Origin of the sequence: Streptomonospora arabica (assembly GCF_039531585.1) — a bacterium.
GTDB classification, from domain to species: domain Bacteria; phylum Actinomycetota; class Actinomycetes; order Streptosporangiales; family Streptosporangiaceae; genus Streptomonospora; species Streptomonospora halophila.
Genome location: NZ_BAAAQI010000018.1, coordinates 13,497 through 32,422, shown reverse-complemented (window position 1 = coordinate 32,422; position 18,926 = coordinate 13,497). Strand labels below are relative to the sequence as shown.

Sequence of the window (18,926 nt, the reverse complement as noted above, 5' to 3'; positions counted from 1 at the left end):
TCAGGCAATTGACTTGCCCGAATGCTACCGTGAGTGGCGGCCGCCTGTCTGACTTATCCACGGATGCGCATTTCGCGCGCGTGTGTCGCAGCGCGGCGGATGGCCGAGGGTGAGGATTCGGCGGCAGCCCGCAAAGCCGCACGCCGACGGGGGAAGCGGGTGACGATCGTGACCGACCGGGAGCACGCCGCGGCCCCGAGACGCCGGGCGCGCCTCGGCGCTTCATCCGCCGACCGCCCCGCGCGGCTCGCCCCGCACTCGGCTGAATCCGAGCCGCCGGCCCGTGTTCCCGCCGCGACGGCCCGCCCTGATCTCCACGTCCTGCGACCCGCCGTCCTGGAGTCCTCCGGTACGCGCACAGGCGCACGCGCGCACCGCGCAGCCTGAGCGCCCGTCCGCCCGCCGAGCGCCTCCGGCGAGCGGCGCCGACCCCACCACCCCATCCGCCTGACCGGCAGCTGACGAGGTATGCCCGATGACCGACACCGCGACCACGACGCCCGGGGAGTCACCCGGTCCCCCCGACCCTCCTGTCCAGGCTGACCAGGCTCCTCCGCACCCGCGATCCGGCCTGCTGATCAGCGTGCTGGTCACCTCGGCGTTCGTGATGATCCTCAACGAGACGATCCTGAGCGTGGCGCTGCGCGACCTGACGCTCGCCCTCGATGTCTCCACGACCACGGTGCAGTGGCTGACCAGCGGGTTCCTGCTCACCATGGCCGTGGTCATCCCCACGACCGGCTTCCTGCTCGAACGGTTCACTCCGCGCCAGATCTTCCTGGCCTCTCTGAGCATGTTCACCCTCGGCACGCTGCTCAGCGCGCTCGCCCCCGGGTTCGCGACGCTGCTGGTCGGACGCGTCGTGCAGGCGTGCGGCACCGCGGTGATGATCCCGCTGCTGATGACCTCGGTGATGCGGCTGGTTCCGCCCCACCGGCGCGGCGCGACGATGGGCACGATCACCATCGTCATCGCCGTCGCACCCGCGCTCGGCCCCACGATCGGCGGCGCAGTGCTGGCCGGCCTGGGCTGGCGCTGGATGTTCTGGCTGGTCCTGCCGCTTGCGGTGGGCGCGCTGACCATCGGGGCCGTCTGGCTGCGCCTGGACAGCCGCACCAGGGCGGTGCCGCTGGACGTGCTCTCGGTGCTGCTGTCGGCCGTCGGGTTCGGCGGACTGCTCTACGGCCTGTCCTCCATCGGCGAGTCCGGCGGCGGCGAGCACCCGGTGCCGCCGTGGTCGGCGGTCGTGGTCGGCGTCGCCGCGCTGGTCGTCTTCGTGGTGCGCCAGCTCCGGCTCCAGCGCCACGACCGCGCGCTGCTGGACCTGCGCCCGTTCACCAACCGCAGCTTCGTGGTCGCCCTGATCCTGGCCGGGCTGCTGTTCATGTGCCTGCTCGGGGTCGCGTCGATCCTGCTGCCGCTGTACCTGCAGACCGTCATGGACACCGGGACGTTCGTCAGCGGGCTGGCCGTCCTGCCCGGCGGACTGGTCCTCGGCGCGCTCGGCCGCCCCGTGGGGGCGATGTTCGACCGGTTCGGCGCCCGGCCCCTGGTGATCCCCGGTGCCCTGGCCATGGCGGTGTCGCTGTGGCTGTTCGCCGCGCTGGGGCCGGATTCGCCGCTGGCCGCGGTGGTCGCCATCCACGTGGTGCTGATGACCGGGCTCGGGCTGATGATGACGCCGCTGATGACGGAGTCGCTCGGGTCCCTGCCCGACCACCTCACCTCCCACGGCAGCGCCATCCTCACCACGCTGCAGCAGGTCGCGGGCGCGTTCGGCACCGCCGTCTTCGTCACGGTCGCCGCGCTCGCCAGCGCCACCGCGGGTGCGCCGGACGCCGCCGGCCTGCGCACCGCGTTCATGGTCGCCGGGTGCATCGGCGTCCTCGCGGTGGTCACGGCGCTGTTCGTACGCCGGCCCGCCGCCGCTGCGGAGGCCGCGCCGGTCGGCGGCGGGACACCGCCCGCCGCCGGAGTCGAGGACCCCGCGGCCGCCGAGCCCCAAGGCGCGGCGCCGCTGCCGGTGCGCGACGAGAACGCCTGACCGCCCGCCCCGGCCGGGGCGGGGACCTGCCGCCATCGTTCCCGGGTGCGCGGCGCCCGCCCCGGGCCGTCCTCAGGCGCCGAGCGCCGCCGCGCGGGCGGAGGACGACGCCGCGGCGCCGATGGCGTCCGACAGGGCCGCACCCGGGTCGTCGGGGGCGGTGGCGGCCCGCCAGGCGATGTAGCCGTCCGGGCGCACGAGGCTCGCCCCGTCGGCCGCCACCCCGTAAGCCGCGCGGAACACCCCCGGGTCGCCGGGCCGCGCATCGGCGCCGATGCGCACGAACTCGACGGCGATGCCCTGCTCCTCGACCGCCTGGGCGGCGGCGCCGGACCAGCGCTCGTCCTCGGCGAGCAGCACCCAGCCGCGCTGGAACACGTCGAGCGTCGAGCGTTCGGCGCCGTCGACCCGCACGGCCAGGTGCGGCGCGCGCATACCGGGCTGACCGGCCAATCCGTCGGGGCGCCGGGCCGGCGGCAGGTCGGGACCGGCGCCCGGGACGGCGGCGGAGCGGTAGAGCCGACCCGCGCACGCCGGGCCACAGGACGCGCCGCAGCCCGCCCGCGGCGAGGACACCTGACCCGCCACCCTCGCCGCCGGCCCCGTCGCACGCCCGGCGGCGCCGGAAGCGCCCAGGTCAACGGTGACGCGGCCGACGACCTGCACGCAGAAAAAACCTGCCCCGTCACCAGACAGGGCAGGTCTCGATTCTCTCGACTTGTGTGGAGCTATGGGGATTCGAACCCCAGACCTCCTCCATGCCATGGAGGCGCGCTACCGACTGCGCCATAGCCCCGTGTGTGCTCCCCTTTATACCACCTGCCGAGGGCGGCTCGCCGCCGCCGGTGCGTGGCCCCGGGCACGGGGCACCGCGAAGCTGCAACCGGGCGAAGCGCAATAAGCTGGACTGGTGCCCGAATCCAAGCTTGAGATCCAGATGCTGCACGACCGCCTGCTGGTGCGCGAGATCCCCGAGAAGGGCGAACGGCGCAGCACCGCCGGCCTGGTGATTCCCGAGACCGTGAAGATGGCGACCCGGCTCGTGTGGGGCGAGGTCTGCGGAGCGGGCACGGGCGCTCGGCACGTGAAGACCGGCGACCGGGTGCTGTTCGACCCGCAGGACCAGAGCGAGGTCGAGTTGCAGGCCGAGCGCTACCTGGTCCTGCGCGAGCGCGACGTGCACGCCGTCGCCAACGAGCACCCCGAGCGCGGCACCGGACTCTACCTCTGACCCCGGCCGCAGGCGGATGCGCCCGGCCGCGGGCGGCTGCCCCCTCGCCCGCAGCCGTCCCGCGCGCTCCCCTCGGTCCTCCACGGCCGTCTCGCCGAGCAGCGACCGGCGGGCGGCTTCCGCGCGGTGGGAGCCGCTCAGGGAGTGAGACACCACCCGGACGCGGATACGGCCGACCGCCCGGCCGCGGCTACGGTCGGCCAGGCAGGCCGAGCCCGTTGGCCCCGGCCTCCCGCTGGGAGAAGGCACAAGGCGCCGGCGCGTCCGGCCGGCCGGTCCGTCTGTGCGACCTACTCGTGCACCGCACTGCGCGTGGAGCGACTGTGACATAGGCGACACGCGCGCCTCGGTGACCGCGCCGAACGTTGAGACGGCGCGCTCCCCGAGGCCGGGACCGCCCGCGAAGTCCCCGGAATCGGCGGCGGGCGCCGCGACCACCGCGTTTGACCGCCGCACAGGCGAGCGTGGCATCCTTATCGCGCTCTCCCGCGCCGACGCGACGCGGCGAGCGCCTCCCCCGTCCCCTCCCCTGCCCCGGAGGATTGCCCATGCCCCCTGTGCCCCGGCGCACCCGCGTTGTCACCGTCCTGGCCGCACTTGCGACCGCGCTGACCGCGGCGATGCCCGCCTCGCCCGCCCTCGCCGACACCCGCCACAGCGGCGACCTGCATCTGGCGTCCAACCCCGACTGGATGAGCCGGCTCCCCGACAGCACCAGCCTGGCCGCGCTCTCCGTCCCCGGCACGCACGACACGATGGCCTATGACGCCTCGCCCGTCTCGCAGACCCAGGAGAGCCCGCTGCCGGAGCAGCTCGACGCCGGCGTGCGGGCCCTGGACATCCGCACCCGCCACTACCGCGACGCGTTCCCGATCCACCACGGCGCGGAGTACCTGCACGCGAACTTCACCGACGTCGTCGTCGCCGCCACGGACTTCCTGCGCGCGCATCCCGGCGAGACGGTCCTGATGCGGCTGAAGCAGGAGCACACCGCCGAGGAGAACACCCGCAGCTACGAGGAGACCCTGGACTCCTACATCGAGGAGAATCCGCAGACCCGCGACCGGCTCCGGGAGCACCTGTGGCGGCCGGACGCCGGCTACGGCGGGCGCATCCCGACCCTGGGCGAGGTGCGGGGCCGGATCGTCATCCTCCAGGACTTCGGCTCCGGCCACGCCTACGGCCCGCGCTGGAACGGGGAGTGGACGGACATCCAGGACGACTACGACCTGCCCACCCTCTTCCACGTCCCGCAGAAGTGGGACGCCGCGCGCACCCACTTCGATCGCACGGCCGCGGGCGATTCCGACGTGCTCTACGTCAACCACCTCAGCGCCTCCGGCGGCGCCCTGCCCTCCTCGATCGCCTACGGCGCTCTCGGGGTCGAGGGCATGAACTCGCGCGCGCTGGACTATCTGGCCGCCGGGGGCACGCAGCGCACCGGGGTCGTCATGGCCGACTTCCCCGGGCCCGATCTGGTGGAGGCCGTCATCGCCCGCAACCCCGGCTGAGCGGCCCGCGGGCGCGTGCGCCGCGCCCGCGGTCATCGCCCCGCTACGCCCCCCGACCCGCCCTCGCGTGCCGAACTGCCGCTGACCGTCGGCGGACGGGGCCGGGCCGGCGGACCCGTCCCGGACGCCGCGTCAGCCGCGGCGCGCGGCCCAGACGGTGCGTTCAGTGCGTATCGCCAGGTCGTCGCGGCGCAGGATGCTGTGCGGGCCGTCGGTGTCCAGCAGCCGGTCGAGCGCGGTGAGGTCCTCCCCCGCAAGCTCCGCGGCGGCGGCCCCGCGGACGCGCTGCAGCACGCCCAGGGCGTAGCGGCCGACCGCTGCGTTGCGGGACCCGTCGATGTCGACGGCGACGGTGAGTTCGCCTGCGACGGCGAATCCGGCGGCGGTCAGCATGGGCCCCCAGTCGGCGCCGCGGTGGGGCACGTGCTCGGCGTGGAGGCGGTCGGCCGCGGCGTGGATGCGCTCTTCCAGGCCGGGCCGGTCAGCGGGAGCGTTCTCGGGCAGGAAGCGAGGAGGGCCGGCCAACTCGACGACGGCGAGCAGGCCGTCGGGCGCGAGCAGGTCGCGGACGGTGCGCAGGGCGTGGTCGGGGTCGGCCATGTGGTGCATGGAGGCCGACGCCCACACGAGGTCGGGCGTTCCGAGGTCGGGCCAGGCGGCGTCGTCGAGGTCGGCCGGCACGGTGTGCACGTGCTCGCCCACGCCGCGGGCGGACGCTTTCTCCCGCAGCCGTTGCAGGTGTCCGGACGAGGCGTCGACGGCTGTGACGTGCGCCTCGGGAAAGCGTTCGAGGAGTGCGAAGGTGCCCGCGCCCGTACCGGAGGCCAGGTCCACGATCCGGCGCGGGCCGCTCTTCAGGGGCAGCCACTTGGCGATGGCGGCGATGTGCTCGGCGAGGAGGTCCGCGTCCAGGTCGAGGAGCTCCGCCTGTCCGCTGTCGGCGCCGTGCTCATGGTGGCCCTCGTGCGGGGCGTGTGTATGCGTCATACCGCCAGACTAGGCACGCCATGCGCGATCGGCACAACTTATTGCGGGAAACGCAAAGCGATGGCCCGTCCTGCTGCCGGGCGCGCAAGGTGCACCCGTGCGGGACGACGGATCGGAGGCGCCGGTGCGGCTACGGGCTGTCGCCGTTCTCGCGCTGCTCGCCGGTCTCGCGATGCCCGCGCCGGGCGTCGCGGTCGAAGACGAACATGATCTCGCACGGGCCGCCCTCGGCGCCGATCGCGTGCGGCAGCATGGTCGGGAACTCGGCGGCCTGGTTGGTCTCGATGCGGTAGCGGCGGTGGCCCAGCATCAGGATCGCGGTGCCCGACAGCACGACGAGCCATTCCCGGCCCGGGTGGGCGCGCATCTTGGAGGGGCTGTCGGGCGGCGCCTCGGTCAGCCGCCGACGCATGACGCTCATGGCGGGGTCGCCCTTCATCGGCCAGCTCAGACCGTGGGTGCCGTGGGACATGGCGCTGATGACGACATCCTCGGCGGCGTTCTCGACGAGCTGATCGAGGCTGGTGTCCAGGGCGCGGGCCAGGGCGACGAGCTGGTCCAGCGCCAGGCGGCGCTTGCCGCCCTCGATGCGGCTCAGCGAGGACTGGCTGAGGTGGGCGCGGGTGGCCAGCTCCTCCAGTGACAAGCCCTGCGCGACCCGCAGGGCGCGGATGCGTTTGCGTACGAGGCCGTCCAGCGCACCATTTTCATGCGTCATAGGCAATATGGTATGCCTTCAATGCAAACCGCGCTTAACGTCGAAGGCAGGCGGCCCGGATCGGCCGGTGCCGCACACGACGGAAAAGGGCGCGAGGACATGCCCGTACGGACTTCCGCGCACGCGAGCGACGCACTGCCTGGTGAGGCCGCGGACACGGCCCCTAACCGCCCCGGCCGCAAGGTAGGCGACACGCCCGTCGGCGTCCTCTCCACCGGCCCCGCGTCCCTCCCCCGCGCCCTGCTGCTCCGTCGGCTGAGCGACGACCTCGCCTACTCCGCCCGCACCCCCGCACGCGTTGATGACGGCGCCGCCCGCGGCGCCCCCATCGTCCACACACCCGCGAAGGAGGCGGTCGTGAAGTCCGACGACGGTGATGCCGCAGGCGTGCGCCCGGCCGGCGGCGCGTCCACGGCCCGCCGCGTTCTCGCGGTCGCCACCCGGATGCAGGCCCGCACCGAAGGCCGGGGCGGGCTTGAGCCGCTACTGCAGGACCTGAAGGCGGAGCCGGGCCGCCGCTTCGCGTGCGGCACGGGCGAGACCGGCGCGGCCCCTGCCGCGGCCCGGAGCGGTACCGCCACCGCCTGACATCCGCGGCGCACCGCCGCCCTCTTCTATCCGCACCCCGGCGTCGGGCAGGGGCCCGGCGCCGAGCCCACCATGCCCTTCCGAGAGGAACCCATGAGTACGAACCGGCCCGCACAGAAGGCCGCCGCCGTGGCCGGCGGCGGGGACGGCGCACCGGACGCGCGCCGGCTGCGCACCGTCCTGATCGCCGTCTCCGTCGCGCTGATGGCCGTCATCGCGTCGGTGTCGGGGCTGAACGTCGCCCAGACCCACATGGCCGTCGAGTTCGGGGTCTCGCACGACACGGTTCTGTGGATCATCAACGTCTACACCCTGGTCCTGGCCGCGCTGCTGCTGCCGCTCGGCGCGATCGGCGATCGCCTGGGCCGCAAGCCCATGCTGATCGCCGGACTCGGCGTCTTCGGTGTCGCAAACGTCGCGGCGGGCCTGGCCCCGACCGCCGAGGCCATTATCGCGGCCCGCGCGGCCGGCGGTGTCGGCGCCGCGATGATCATGCCGATCACCCTTGCCGTCATCACCTCCACCTTCCCCGAGGAGCAGCGCGGCAAGGCGATCGGCGTGTGGACCGGCGTGGCCGGAGGCGGCGGCATCCTGGGCATGTTCCTTTCCGCGCTTCTGGTCGATGTCGCGGACTGGCGCGGGCTGTTCGTGCTACCGGTGGCTCTGGTCATCGTGGCCCTGGGCATGGCACTGAAGTCGGTGCCCGACTCCCGCGAGCGCTCGGCCCACCCCTTCGACACCATCGGCGCGCTGCTCTCCACCGTCGCCGTCGTCGGCCTCATCTTCGTCCTGCAGGAGGGGCCCGAACGCGGCTGGACCGCCCCCGCGACGCTGATCGGCCTCGCCGCCGGCCTCACCGCCGGTACCGGCTTCGTGGCCTGGGAGAGCCACCGCCGAGAGGCGTCACTGCTGGACGTGCGCCTGTTCCGGGAGCGCGGCCTGGCCGGCGGCTCCATCACACTGCTGGTGGTCTTCGGCGTCCAGGCGGGCATCGCCGTGGTCCTGTTCCCGTTCTTCCAAGCGGTGCTCGGCTGGTCGGGACTGCTGTCGACGGCGGCCCTGATGCCGATGGCCCTCATGATGATGGCGACCTCCGGCCTGGCCCCGAGGCTGGCCGCCCGCATCGGCTCACGCTCGACCATGGCCGCAGGCATCGCCCTGGCCGGCGCGGGCCTGGCGCTGATGGCGCTGCTGGTCTCCGCGGACGGCGGCTATCCCACCGTCCTGCCGGGCATGCTCGCCATGGGCATCGGCATGGGCCTGTCCATGACGCCTTCCACGGTGGCCATCACCGGCTCGCTGCCGCGTGGGAAGCAGGGCGTCGCCTCCGCACTCAACGACATCACCCGCGAGTTCGGCACCGCGCTGGGCGTCGCCATGCTGGGTGCGCTCCTGTCCGCCGGCTACCGCAGCTCGATCGACGACCGGCTGCACGGCGTTCCCCACCAGGCCGCGGACACCGCCCGCAAAGGCATCGCCAACGCCGTCGAGGCCTCGGGCGGCACCGGCCCGCACGCACAGCAGATCGTCCATGCCGCCCAGCAGTCCTTCGTCGACGGCTGGCAGCAGGCCATGTGGGCGGGCGCCGCCGTCATGGGCGCACTGCTCGTCTACATCTCCCTGCGCGGCCCGAGGAACGCCGCCCCCGTAGCGGTGGACGGGGCCGACGGCGCCGGGAGTTCCTCGGGGAGCCCCCCGCCATCCGGCGCCGGCGGGCCGGCGCGAGCGGCCCTCAGCCCGTAAGCGAAAAGGCCACCCGCGGTGCGGATGGCCCCTACTCGCCGTCGGATGCCGCGGTCCTACTCCGCGGCCTTCGTTCGGGCACGTGTTCCGGTAGGACCTTTCGGGTGGAGCTATGGGGATTCGAACCCCAGACCTCCTCCATGCCATGGAGGCGCGCTACCAGCTGCGCCATAGCCCCGTGTCGGTACCGCCGCCCCGGCGAGCGCGGCGGCGGTACCGACTGTAGCGGAATCCTGCGCACTCGTCGAAACGAAAGCGCTTGTCCCGGCCCCGGCCGCCGGGGCCGGGACGGGCGCGGCTCAGCGGTCGTCGCTGAGTGTGCGCCTCTCGGGCAGGCTCGCCGCATTGTGCTCCAGCAGCCGCCAGCCGCCCGAGCGCAGCGGACCCAGCAGGGACCAGGAGCAGTTGCCCAGCGGGCCCAGCACCTGGCTCCGGTCGGCCGGCAGGCCGAGCATGCGGTTGATCCCGGCACGCAGCGCTGCGCCGTGGCCCACCGCCACCAGCAGCCCGTCCTCGGGCACCAGCGCCAGGCCGCGCTCGATCGCGTCCTGCACCCGCTCGCCCACGGCGTCGAGGTCCTCGCCACCGGGCGGCTCCATGCGGGCGTCCTCAGCGGGCCAGCGCTCGCGGATCTCGGTGGTGGTCAGGCCTTCCCACCGCCCGCCGAAGCGCTCGCGCAGCCCCTTGTCCAGGGTGACCGGCAGCCCGGTCTCCTCGGCCAGCGCGTGCGCGGTGGCGGCGGCGCGGCGCAGGTCGGAGGAGACGACCGCGTCGGGCCGCAGCCGTGCCAGGAGGCCCGCCGCGCGGCGCGCCTGAGCGGTCCCGCGCTCGTTGAGGGCGATGTCGGTCTGTCCCTGGAACCGCTTCTCGGCGTTCCACTCGGTCTGGCCGTGGCGCCAGCAGACGACGCGGCGGGTCGGGCTCACCGGCGCCCCTCGCCGAGGGTGCCGCGGGTGCGCCCGCACTCCGCGCGGATCACGGGCGCCCGGCGCACGGGGATGCGGGGCGTGCTCACGCGGGGCCGGCGCCGTCGGCGCCCTCGTCGCCGGCGGCCTCGCGGTCGCGGCCGCGGGCGGTCTCGGGCAGCGTGATGCGCGGGCAGTCCTTCCACAGCCGCTCCAGCCCGTAACTCCCGCGCTCCTCCTCGTGCTGGATGTGCACGACGATCTCGGCGTAGTCGAGCAGCACCCAGCGCCCGTCGCGCTCGCCCTCGCGGCGGACCGGCTTGACCCCTCCGCGGTCGCGCAGGCGGTCCTCGACCTCCTCGACGATGGAGCGCACCTGGCGGTCGTTGGGCGCCGAGCACAGCACGAAGGCGTCGGTGATGACGAGTTGGTCGCTGACGTCGTAGGCGACGATCTCCTGCGCGAGCTTGTCTGCGGCCGCTTCGGCGGCGATGTTCACGAGCCCCACGGCCCGGTCAGTGGCGGACACGATGTAGCAGCTGCCTCCCTCGGGCGGCTACCCCGCCGTCGCGTCGTCGAGGTAGAGCCCGGTCTTGTTGATGTAGCGGACGATGCCGTCGGGTACCAGGTACCAGATGGGCTCGCCCTTGCGGACGCGCTCCCGGCATTCGGTGGAGGAGATCGACAGGGCCGGGACCTCCACGAGACTGACCTTTCCGTCGGGCAGGCCGGGATCGGTGAGCCGGTGTCCGGGGCGGTTACAGCCTACGAAATGCGCGAGATCGAAGAGTTCGTCCACGTTCTGCCAGCTCAGGATAGCGCCCAGGGCGTCGGCGCCGGTGATGAAGAACAGCTCCACCTCGGAGCCGTGGATCTGTCGCATCTCGCGCAGGGTATCGATCGTATAGGTCGGCCCGTCCCGGTCGATCTCCATGCGGCTCACACTGAACTGCGGGTTCTCCGCGGTGGCGATCACCGTCATCAGGTAGCGGTCCTCCGCGGAGGTCACCTGGGTGAGGTCCTTCTGGTAGGGCTGCCCGGTGGGCACGAAGACCACGTCGTCGAGGTGGAACAGGTGGGCGACCTCACTGGCCGCCACCAGGTGCCCGTGGTGGATCGGGTCGAACGTACCGCCCATGACGCCCACGCGGCGCGGATTCCTGCGCCTGTGCTCCGCGCTGGAGGGGGCCCCCGCCGGTTCGTTGCGCACGTACCGCTCCGTTTCCTGCGTGTGGCCGACGGCCGTCAAACCGGGGCTTCACGGCGCCGGATCTCCCCTTTTCGTCTGGTCCGTCCCGACATTAGCCGACAGGGACCTGCGCCTTCGGGACCACTACCCGGGGCCCGCGGAAAATCGCGTCATATCTCGATGCGCGGAAGCGTGGCATCGCGCATCCCGGAGGCATAGCATGCCGATATGTCCACCAACGCTCCAGACCGCGCCCGCGTACGACTCGAAAACATAAGCTCCCGAGCATACGAGCACCCGGCCGACCGGGGCGCGCTGGTCGCGCTGCGGTCCCTGCGGGGCTTCGACGAGATCTTCAAGCGGCTCTCCGGCCTGTTCAACGAACGCGCGCTGCGATTGATGTTCCTGTCCAGCGCAGTCCGCGTGAACGAGCAGCAGTTCCCGGAGGTGCACAACTACGTCCGCGACGCCGCCTACATCCTCGACCTCGACGAGGTCCCCGAGCTCTACATCCAGATGAACCCGCGGCCCAACGCGATGGCCATCGGCAGCAGCAAGCCGTTCATCGTGATGACCACCGGGCTGTTCGACCTGCTCGACCCCGAGGAGCAGCGGTTCGTCGTCGGCCACGAGGTCGGCCACATCCTGTCCGGCCACGCCGTCTACCGCACCATGCTGCTGGCCCTGATCCGGCTCGCCGCCCGGGTCGCCTGGATCCCGCTGGGCTACATCGGCATCCGCGCGATCGTCACGGCGCTGGAGGAGTGGTACCGCAAGTCCGAGCTGTCCTGCGACCGCGCGGGCCTGCTGGCCGGCCAGGACCCCGAGGCCGCCAAGCGGGCGCTGATGAAGCTGGCCGGCGGTTCGCGGCTGGCCGAGATGAACCCCGACTCCTTCATGGAGCAGGCCCGCGACTACGAGCGCGGCGGCGACGCCCGCGACAGCCTCATCAAGCTGCTCAGCCTCATGGGCCAGACCCACCCGTTCGCGGTCATCCGCCTGGCCGAGCTCAGCCGGTGGATCGACGACGGCTCCTACCAGCGCATCATCGACGGCGACTTCCCGCGCCGCGACGGCGACCGGGAGGCCTCGGTGGGCGCCGAAGCCCGCAACGCCGCCAACTCCTACCGCGAGTCCTGGGAGCGCTCTGAGGACCCGCTGGTGGGCACACTGCGCGACGTGGCCGGCACCGCCGCCAACACCGGCGGGCGCATCTTCGACACCGTCGCCGAGCGCTGGAACCGCGCCGGCCGGCGCAACGGCGACAACAACAACGACAGCGCCTCCTCCTCGTCCTAGGACCGGAGTCGGCGAACGCGTTCTGCGCGCCGCCGCGGGCGCCGGACGTCCGGCGCCCGCGGCGGTGTGTCAGGGACGTGTCAGGGCTTGCGGGCCACACCGCCGGTCATGAACCGGGCGGCGACCGACGTGCTGTCGCGCACGATGCCCTCGGGCCGCCACAGCGGCAGCGGCACCACCCCCGGCGGCAGCAGGTCGAGGCCGGTGAAGAACGCCTCCAGCTCCGCGGGGGTGCGCACCCGCCCGGTGCCGAGCTGGCTGAGCAGGACGCGCTCCAGCTCCTCGCTCGCGGGGGCGTCGCCCAGCCGGGTGAAGTTGGTGATGAAGAAGAACGACCCGGACGGCACCGCATCGGCCAGCGCGGCGACGATCCCCCGGGGGTCCTCCTCGTCGAGCAGGTGGTGCAGGATGCCGCAGAGCATCACGCACACCGGCCGGTCCGACTCGACCAGCGCGCGGACGTCCGGGGCGGCCAGCACCTCAGCGGGCCGGCGGATGTCGGCGGTGACCACCGCGGTGTTCGCGTCGCCGCCCAGGATCGCCTCCCCGTGCGCCGCCACCAGGGGGTCGATGTCGACGTAGACGACCTTCGCCTCGGGGTTGGCCTCCTGGGCGACCTCGTGGGTGTTGCGCGCGGTCGGCAGCCCCGAACCGAGGTCCAGGAACCGGTCCACGCCCTCGTCCGCCGCGAGGTGGCGCACGACCCGGTGGAGGATCTCCCGGTTGTACACGGCGATCTGCTTGAGCTCGGGCATGACCTCCAGGCTCGCGTGCGCGACCTGCCGGTCGATGTCGTAGTTGTCCTTGCCGTCCAGCATCACGTCGTAGACGCGCGCGGCAGTGGGGACGCCGGTGTCGAATCCGGCGGAGCCGTTGGGGTTGCGCGGGGGCCTGGAGTCAGGCATAGCGGGGCTCCTTGAACGCTGTATCGCCGTGTACACGGGCATCGTAGCGTCAACCGGACGTTTCGGTGCCGTCGCGGGCCCCGGTCCCGTCGCAGGGGACGGGACCGGGGCGGCGCCGCACCGGCCTCAGCGCAGGTGTCCCTCGCCCGTCACCACGTACTTCGTCGAGGTCATCTCGGGCAGGCCCATCGGGCCGCGGGCGTGCAGCTTCTGCGTGGAGATCCCGATCTCGGCGCCGAAGCCGAACTGGCCGCCGTCGGTGAAGCGGGTGGAGGCGTTGACCATCACCGCGGCGGCGTCCACCAGCGAGACGAACCTGCGCGCCGCCGACTGCGAGTCGGTGACGATGGCCTCGGTGTGCCCGGTGGAGTAGCGGCGGATATGGGCGAGCGCGTCGTCCAGCGAGTCGACCACCTTCACCGCCAGGTCCGCCGACAGGTACTCCGCGGCCCAGTCGGCCTCGGAGGCCGGCACCGCCTCGTCGTCGTACCCGCGCACCCGGTCGTCGCCGTGCACGGTCACACCGAGGTCGCGCAGCGCCGCGAGCACCCGCGGCAGGAACCGGTCGGCGACCGCGGTGTGCACGAGCAGGGTCTCGGCGGTGTTGCAGGTCGACAGCCGCTGCGTCTTGGAGTTGACCGCCACCGCGAGCGCCATCTCGGTGTCGGCGGACGCGTCGACGTAGACGTGGCAGTTGCCCTCGCCGGTCTCGATCACCGGGACGGTGGACTCCGTGACCACGGTCCGGATCAGCGAGCCCCCGCCCCGCGGGATGAGCACGTCGACCAGGCCGCGGGCGCGCATCAGCGCCTGCGCGGAGTCGCGGCCGGTCCCGGGGACCAGCTGTACGGCGTCGGCCGGCAGGCCGGTCTTCTGCAGAGCGCCTCGCAGCACCTCCACGATGCGGGAGTTGGAGGAGTAGGCCGAGGAGGACCCCCGCAGCAGCGCCGCGTTGCCGCTCTTGAGGCACAGGGCGGCGGCGTCGGCGGTGACGTTGGGGCGGCCCTCGTAGATGATCCCGATGACGCCCAGCGGCACCCGCACCTGGCGCAGCTCCAGCCCGTTGGGCAGGCTGGCGCCGCGCACGACCTCGCCCACGGGGTCCGGGAGCTCGGCGACGTCGCGGACGGCGTCGGCGACGGCGCCCACCCGCTCCGCGGTCAGCGCGAGGCGGTCGACCATCGCCTCGCTCTCACCGCCGGCGCGGGCGCGCTCGACGTCCTCGGCGTTGGCGGCCACGATGGACTCGGCCTCGGAGACCAGGGCCTCCGCCATGGCCAGCAGCGCCTCGTCCTTGACGGCCCGGCTCAGCGGCGCGAGGTCGGCCGCGGCGTCTCGGGCCCGTTCCGCGCCGGCGCGGACCTCGCGCTCGGTATCGCTCATGGTGCTGGTCGCTTCCCAGGTTGTCGGGGGGCAGGATGTCGCCTCCAGCCTAGCCGGGGCCCGCCGCGGCGGTCGGCGGCGAACCGGTCCCGCGGCGACGGGCGTCGGCCGCTCCCGGCCGCCGGAGAGCCGGCCGTTCTTCCTCGTTCTCCGGACAACCGCCCTGCGCAGCCGGTACGGTGACGGCGCCAGATCGCTCGAGCTAGAGCTTAGGTGGTGTCGATGTCGGCATGTCCCAACGGTGGTGAACACGACTGGGTCCTAGGAGGGGACCGCAAGTTCCACTGCTCCAAGTGCGGAGCGGAGAGCGCTCGCAGACTCTGAGGCGCCGGCGGACGGCATAGAAGACCCTCTCCTCCCCAAGGAACGGGCCCACGGCCCCCGCGAGCGCAGGTGCACTCCGTTCTCAGCGCCCCAGTCCAGGCTTCTCCTCGACGGTGCGCCCGGCGGGGTGCACCGTCCCCTCCTCCACGACGTCCCCTTCGGAGCTGGCACGCCAGGTCACCGGACCGCCGAGCTGGTCGGCGAGGTCCTGCGCCCACCTCCGCAGCGGCGCGAAGCGGTCGGGACCGGGCTGCAGCACCGTCCTGCCCCGGTACGTCACCGCGCCAAGCGTGACCACGCGGCCGTCATGGCGCAGCTCGGTATCGAACTCGTGCGTGGTGGACCTCATAGCCCGACACCCTACTGCGGGATCGCCGCAGGCCCGGGGCAACGCGCGGGATCGGGTGCCCCGATGCGGTCCTGCGAAGCGGAGGCTCCGCCGGGCCGCGGCGCGCTATTCGGCGCCGCGCCGCGCCCGCTCGCGCACCGCGCCCAGCAGCACCAGGTCGTCGCGGTGCACGATCTCGCGCTCGTACCCGGGCCCCAGCTCGCGCGCCAGCCAGCGGGTTGAGCGCCCCATCAGGTCGGGGATCTCGCCCGCGTCGAAGTTGACCAGCCCGCGGGCGATCGCGGTGCCGTCCTCGTCGCGCAGGTCCACCGGATCGCCGGCCGAGAAGTCCCCTTCGACCTTGACCACACCGGCCGGCAGCAGCGACGCCCGCCCTTCGGCGACCGCGCGCACCGCGCCCGGATCCAGCACGACGCTGCCGCGCGCCGCGGTGGCGTGGGCCAGCCACAGCTGGCGGGTGGACGGCCGCCGCCGCCCGTGGGCGGCGAACAGCGTGCCGACGCTCGCGCCCGACAGCGCGGCGCGCGCGTCCGCCGCCGAGCTCAGCACCGTCGGCACGCCCGCGTCGCTGGCGATGCGGGCCGAGGCCACCTTGGTCACCATGCCGCCGGTGCCCACCCCCCGCCGACCGGCGCCGCCGATGTCGATCCCGTCGAGGTCGGCCGGGTCGGCGATGCGCGGGATGCGGCGGGCGCCGGGCCGCGAGGGGTCGCCGTCGTAGAGCGCGTCGACGTCGGAGAGCAGCACCAGCGCGTCCGCGCGCAGCAGGTGGGCCACCAGCGCGGCGAGGCGGTCGTTGTCGCCGAAGCGGATCTCGTGGGTGGCCACCGTGTCGTTCTCGTTCACGATGGGCATGGCGCCGATGTCCAGGAGCCGGCGCAGCGTGCGCTGGGCGTTGCGGTGCTGGACGCGGCGCATCATGTCCTCGACGGTCAGCAGCACCTGCGCGGCCGTGAGTCCGTGGCGGGCGAAGGCAGCGGTGTAGTGGGCGACCAGCAGCCCCTGGCCGACGCTGGCGGCGGCCTGCTGGGTGGCCAGGTCGCGCGGGCGCGCGGTGAGCCCCATCGGGGCGATGCCCGCGGCCATGGCGCCCGAGGACACCAGCACCACCTCGGTACCGGCGGCGCGGCGCTCGGCGAGGACGTCGGCCAGCTCGGCGATGCGGCCGCGGTCGATGGTCCCCTCGGGAGAGGTCAGCGAGGAGGAGCCGACCTTGACGACGACCCGCCGGGCGCGGGTCAGTTCGGTGCGCTCGCCGAGCGCGTCGTTCCCTTCGGACGATGACGGATCTGACGGTGCGTTGCGCACGTCGCACTTCTTTCCATGGGTATCGGTCGTATCGGCGGCCGGGCCACCCATACCCCGCGCGACACGGGACCGGGACGCGTGTGGCGCCCCGCGCCCTCAACCCAGCCGGGAGTCGGTGCCGCGCGGGCCGATCGGTGTCTCGTCGGCGTCGATCGACGGATCCCAGTCGAAGACCACGGAGTCCTCCTCGTCGCCGATGTAGACCTCGGCGCCCTCGGTCGCGCCGGCCTCGGCGAGCGCCTCCTCGATGCCGAGCCGGTTCAGGCGGTCCGCGAGGTAGCCCACGGCCTCGTCATTGGCGAAGTCGGTCTGGCGCACCCAGCGCGCGGGCTTGCTGCCGCGCACCCGGAAGGTGTTGGCGCCCAGCGGCACGACCTCGAAGCGCGCCTCGCCGATCTCGCGGGGGCGCAGCACGACGCGGCTCGGCTCGGGCGCGGGCCGGGCGGCGCGGGCCGCCTCGACCTGCTCGGCCATGGCGAACGAGAGCTCGCGCAGGCCTTCGCGGGCCGCCGCCGAGACCTCGATGACGCGCAGGCCGCGTTCGCGCAGCATAGGCGCGACCATCTCGGCCAGCTCGCGCCCGTCGGGCACGTCCACCTTGTTCAGCACCGCGATGCGCGGCCGGTCGGTGAGGTCGATGCCGGCGGCCTCGCCGTAGGCCGACAGCTCGGCTTCGAGCGCGTCGAGATCGCTGAGGGGATCGCGGTCGGACTCGAAGGTCGCGCAGTCGAGCACGTGCACCAGCGTGGAGCAGCGCTCGACGTGGCGCAGGAACGCCAGTCCCAGTCCTCTGCCCTCGCTCGCGCCCGGGATCAGCCCGGGTACGTCGGCCACCACGAACTGGGTGGAGCCGGCCTCGACCACGCCGAGGTTGGGGATGAGGGTGGTGAAGGGGTAGTCGGCGATCTTGGGGCGTGCCGCCGACAGTGCCGCGATCAGCGACGACTTGCCCGCGCTGGGAAACCCGACCAGGCCCACGTCGGCGATCGTCTTGATCTCCAGGCGCACGTCCAGCGCCTCGCCGGCCTCGCCCTTTAGCGCGAAGCCCGGTGCCTTGCGCTTGGGCGAGGCGAGGGCCGCGTTGCCCAGTCCGCCGTTGCCGCCCCGCGCGAGGACCAGGCGGGTGCCCGGCCCGACGAGATCGGCGATCACCTCGCCCCCGGCATCGAGTACGACGGTGCCGTCGGGCACCGGGAGCACGGTGTCCTCGCCGTCGCTGCCGGAGCGGTGCGAGCCCTGGCCGGGGGTCCCGTTCTGCGCGCGGCGGTGCGGCCGGCGCTTGTACTCCAGCAGCGTGGCGGTGTTGCGGTCGACCTCCAGGACGACGTCGCCGCCGGTGCCGCCGTTGCCGCCGTCCGGGCCGCCCAGGGGCTTGAACTTCTCGCGGTGCACGGAGGCGCAACCGTGCCCGCCGTCACCGGCCTTGATGTGCAAGACCGCTTCGTCGACGAAGTCAGGCATGTGTCCTCTCCCCCGTACATTCTCCTGCCCGACCAGCCTATTCGCTGCGGAGGTCCGCGGCGGGCCGGGCTCAGTACACGCGTAAGGCGGGCCAGTCGACCTGGCCCGCCTTACGCGTATCAGCTTCCGCGCCGCCGGCCCTATTCCGCGGGGACCGGGGCGGGGACGATGTTCACGGCCTTGCGGCCGCGCCGCGTGCCGAACTCCACCTCGCCCGCGACCAGCGCGAACAGGGTGTCGTCGCCACCGCGGCCGACGTTGTCGCCGGGGTGGAAGCGGGTGCCGCGCTGGCGGACGAGGATCTCGCCGGCCCGGACGGACTGGCCGCCGAAGCGCTTGACGCCGAGCCGCTTGGCGTTGGAGTCGCGGCCGTTCCGGCTGGACGATGCGCCCTTCTTGTGTGCCATCTCGCGCCCCTCCCCTACTTGTTCTTGTTCGACGCGATACCGGTGACGCGCACCTGGGTGTACTGCTGCCGGTGGCCCATGCGCTTCTTGTAGCCGGTCTTGTTCTTGTACTTCACGATGTTGATCTTGGGGCCCTTGGCCTCGCCGAGGACCTCGGCGGTGACGGCGTAGCCGCTCAACTCCGAGGCGTCGCTGATGACCTTGCCGTCGTCGACGACAAGCAGCGGCTCCCAGGTAAGGGTGGCGCCGGCCTCATCGGAGACCTTGTCGATGGTCAAGACGTCGTCGACAGCCATCTTCTCCTGTCGGCCGCCCGCTCGCACGATCGCGTACACCGGGGAACTCTCTTCCTGCTCGTGTGGACCAGCCCCGCCGAAGCGGGGGCGGAAATGCGCTCAAAATCGACCTTCGACCAGCGCGCTCACACCGCGGCGGCGCAAGGTCGAGAAGTAGGTCTCGGGCGCGCGAACGATGGGGGCGCGCCGACGCACCGTCTTCTAGGTTACCACCGGTCGGCCGGGGCACGGCACGCTCGCACGTTCGCGCGCAGGGCGCGCGGACCGGCCCTGCGCGG

Annotated in this window: 19 protein-coding genes and 2 tRNA genes; 6 read left to right on the top strand and 15 right to left on the bottom strand. The window is 73.2% G+C overall.

Annotated features, from left to right (window positions below):
• Positions 1–475: 475 nt before the first annotated feature.
• Positions 476–2,044 carry a DHA2 family efflux MFS transporter permease subunit gene (locus ABD284_RS21745; RefSeq protein ID WP_344146748.1) on the top strand — a complete coding sequence of 523 codons (1,569 nt, stop codon included), beginning with the start codon at positions 476–478 and terminating at the stop codon, positions 2,042–2,044.
• A 72-nt stretch (positions 2,045–2,116) separates the two neighbouring features.
• Here ABD284_RS21745 and ABD284_RS21740 read toward each other — a convergent pair whose 3' ends face one another.
• A complete protein-coding gene (locus tag ABD284_RS21740) occupies positions 2,117–2,479 on the bottom strand; it encodes an aromatic-ring hydroxylase C-terminal domain-containing protein (RefSeq protein WP_344146745.1) in 363 nt (120 codons plus the stop codon).
• Between the two features lie 288 nt (positions 2,480–2,767).
• A tRNA-Ala gene (locus ABD284_RS21735) sits at positions 2,768–2,840 on the bottom strand.
• 141 nt (positions 2,841–2,981) lie between these two features.
• Here ABD284_RS21735 and ABD284_RS21730 point away from each other — a divergent pair.
• Positions 2,982–3,275: a GroES family chaperonin gene (locus ABD284_RS21730; RefSeq protein WP_344146913.1), complete on the top strand. Its 294-nt coding sequence runs from the start codon at positions 2,982–2,984 to the stop codon at positions 3,273–3,275.
• Positions 3,276–3,823: 548 nt separating this feature from the next.
• A complete protein-coding gene (locus ABD284_RS21725; protein ID WP_344146742.1) occupies positions 3,824–4,786 on the top strand; it encodes a phosphatidylinositol-specific phospholipase C in 963 nt (320 codons plus the stop codon).
• Between the two features lie 132 nt (positions 4,787–4,918).
• On the opposite strand, the gene ABD284_RS21720 is transcribed toward ABD284_RS21725, so the two are convergent.
• Together ABD284_RS21720 and ABD284_RS21715 are read right to left on the bottom strand one after the other, a co-directional pair.
• Entirely contained in the window at positions 4,919–5,773 is an 855-nt protein-coding gene (locus tag ABD284_RS21720) for a class I SAM-dependent methyltransferase (protein ID WP_344146739.1), read from the bottom strand.
• Between the two features lie 130 nt (positions 5,774–5,903).
• Complete coding sequence (locus ABD284_RS21715; RefSeq protein WP_344146736.1) at positions 5,904–6,491, bottom strand: helix-turn-helix domain-containing protein; 588 nt, start codon at positions 6,489–6,491, stop codon at positions 5,904–5,906.
• A gap of 99 nt (positions 6,492–6,590) precedes the next feature.
• Between ABD284_RS21715 and ABD284_RS21710 the strand changes: the two genes are divergently transcribed.
• Both ABD284_RS21710 and ABD284_RS21705 read left to right on the top strand, forming a co-directional pair.
• Positions 6,591–7,079, top strand: a complete 489-nt coding sequence (locus tag ABD284_RS21710) for a hypothetical protein (RefSeq protein WP_344146733.1) — start codon at positions 6,591–6,593, stop codon at positions 7,077–7,079.
• A gap of 93 nt (positions 7,080–7,172) precedes the next feature.
• Positions 7,173–8,822 carry an MFS transporter gene (locus ABD284_RS21705; protein WP_344146730.1) on the top strand — a complete coding sequence of 550 codons (1,650 nt, stop codon included), beginning with the start codon at positions 7,173–7,175 and terminating at the stop codon, positions 8,820–8,822.
• 105 nt (positions 8,823–8,927) lie between these two features.
• On the opposite strand, the gene ABD284_RS21700 is transcribed toward ABD284_RS21705, so the two are convergent.
• From ABD284_RS21700 to nadD, 4 genes are all read right to left on the bottom strand, one after another.
• A tRNA-Ala gene (locus ABD284_RS21700) sits at positions 8,928–9,000 on the bottom strand.
• A 121-nt stretch (positions 9,001–9,121) separates the two neighbouring features.
• Positions 9,122–9,748 carry a histidine phosphatase family protein gene (locus ABD284_RS21695; protein WP_344146727.1) on the bottom strand — a complete coding sequence of 209 codons (627 nt, stop codon included), beginning with the start codon at positions 9,746–9,748 and terminating at the stop codon, positions 9,122–9,124.
• 85 nt (positions 9,749–9,833) lie between these two features.
• Complete coding sequence (rsfS, locus tag ABD284_RS21690; RefSeq protein ID WP_344146724.1) at positions 9,834–10,256, bottom strand: ribosome silencing factor; 423 nt, start codon at positions 10,254–10,256, stop codon at positions 9,834–9,836.
• A 27-nt stretch (positions 10,257–10,283) separates the two neighbouring features.
• Entirely contained in the window at positions 10,284–10,937 is a 654-nt protein-coding gene (nadD, locus tag ABD284_RS21685; RefSeq protein WP_344146721.1) for a nicotinate-nucleotide adenylyltransferase, read from the bottom strand.
• A gap of 207 nt (positions 10,938–11,144) precedes the next feature.
• Between nadD and ABD284_RS21680 the strand changes: the two genes are divergently transcribed.
• On the top strand, positions 11,145–12,215 hold the full coding sequence (locus ABD284_RS21680) for a M48 family metallopeptidase (RefSeq protein WP_344146718.1): 1,071 nt from the start codon (positions 11,145–11,147) through the stop codon (positions 12,213–12,215).
• An 80-nt stretch (positions 12,216–12,295) separates the two neighbouring features.
• Here ABD284_RS21680 and ABD284_RS21675 read toward each other — a convergent pair whose 3' ends face one another.
• From ABD284_RS21675 to rplU, 7 genes are all read right to left on the bottom strand, one after another.
• A complete protein-coding gene (locus ABD284_RS21675) occupies positions 12,296–13,120 on the bottom strand; it encodes an SAM-dependent methyltransferase (RefSeq protein ID WP_344146715.1) in 825 nt (274 codons plus the stop codon).
• A gap of 126 nt (positions 13,121–13,246) precedes the next feature.
• Positions 13,247–14,551 (bottom strand): glutamate-5-semialdehyde dehydrogenase, encoded by a 1,305-nt coding sequence (locus ABD284_RS21670; protein WP_344146910.1) that lies wholly within the window; start codon positions 14,549–14,551, stop codon positions 13,247–13,249.
• A gap of 358 nt (positions 14,552–14,909) precedes the next feature.
• Positions 14,910–15,176 carry a hypothetical protein gene (locus ABD284_RS21665; protein WP_344146712.1) on the bottom strand — a complete coding sequence of 89 codons (267 nt, stop codon included), beginning with the start codon at positions 15,174–15,176 and terminating at the stop codon, positions 14,910–14,912.
• Between the two features lie 105 nt (positions 15,177–15,281).
• Positions 15,282–16,535 carry a glutamate 5-kinase gene (gene proB / locus ABD284_RS21660; protein WP_386699710.1) on the bottom strand — a complete coding sequence of 418 codons (1,254 nt, stop codon included), beginning with the start codon at positions 16,533–16,535 and terminating at the stop codon, positions 15,282–15,284.
• 45 nt (positions 16,536–16,580) lie between these two features.
• On the bottom strand, positions 16,581–17,945 hold the full coding sequence (obgE, locus tag ABD284_RS21655) for a GTPase ObgE (RefSeq protein ID WP_344146709.1): 1,365 nt from the start codon (positions 17,943–17,945) through the stop codon (positions 16,581–16,583).
• Between the two features lie 140 nt (positions 17,946–18,085).
• Positions 18,086–18,352 (bottom strand): 50S ribosomal protein L27, encoded by a 267-nt coding sequence (gene rpmA / locus ABD284_RS21650; protein ID WP_344146706.1) that lies wholly within the window; start codon positions 18,350–18,352, stop codon positions 18,086–18,088.
• A 14-nt stretch (positions 18,353–18,366) separates the two neighbouring features.
• Positions 18,367–18,687 (bottom strand): 50S ribosomal protein L21, encoded by a 321-nt coding sequence (gene rplU / locus ABD284_RS21645; protein WP_344146703.1) that lies wholly within the window; start codon positions 18,685–18,687, stop codon positions 18,367–18,369.
• Positions 18,688–18,926: the final 239 nt, after the last annotated feature.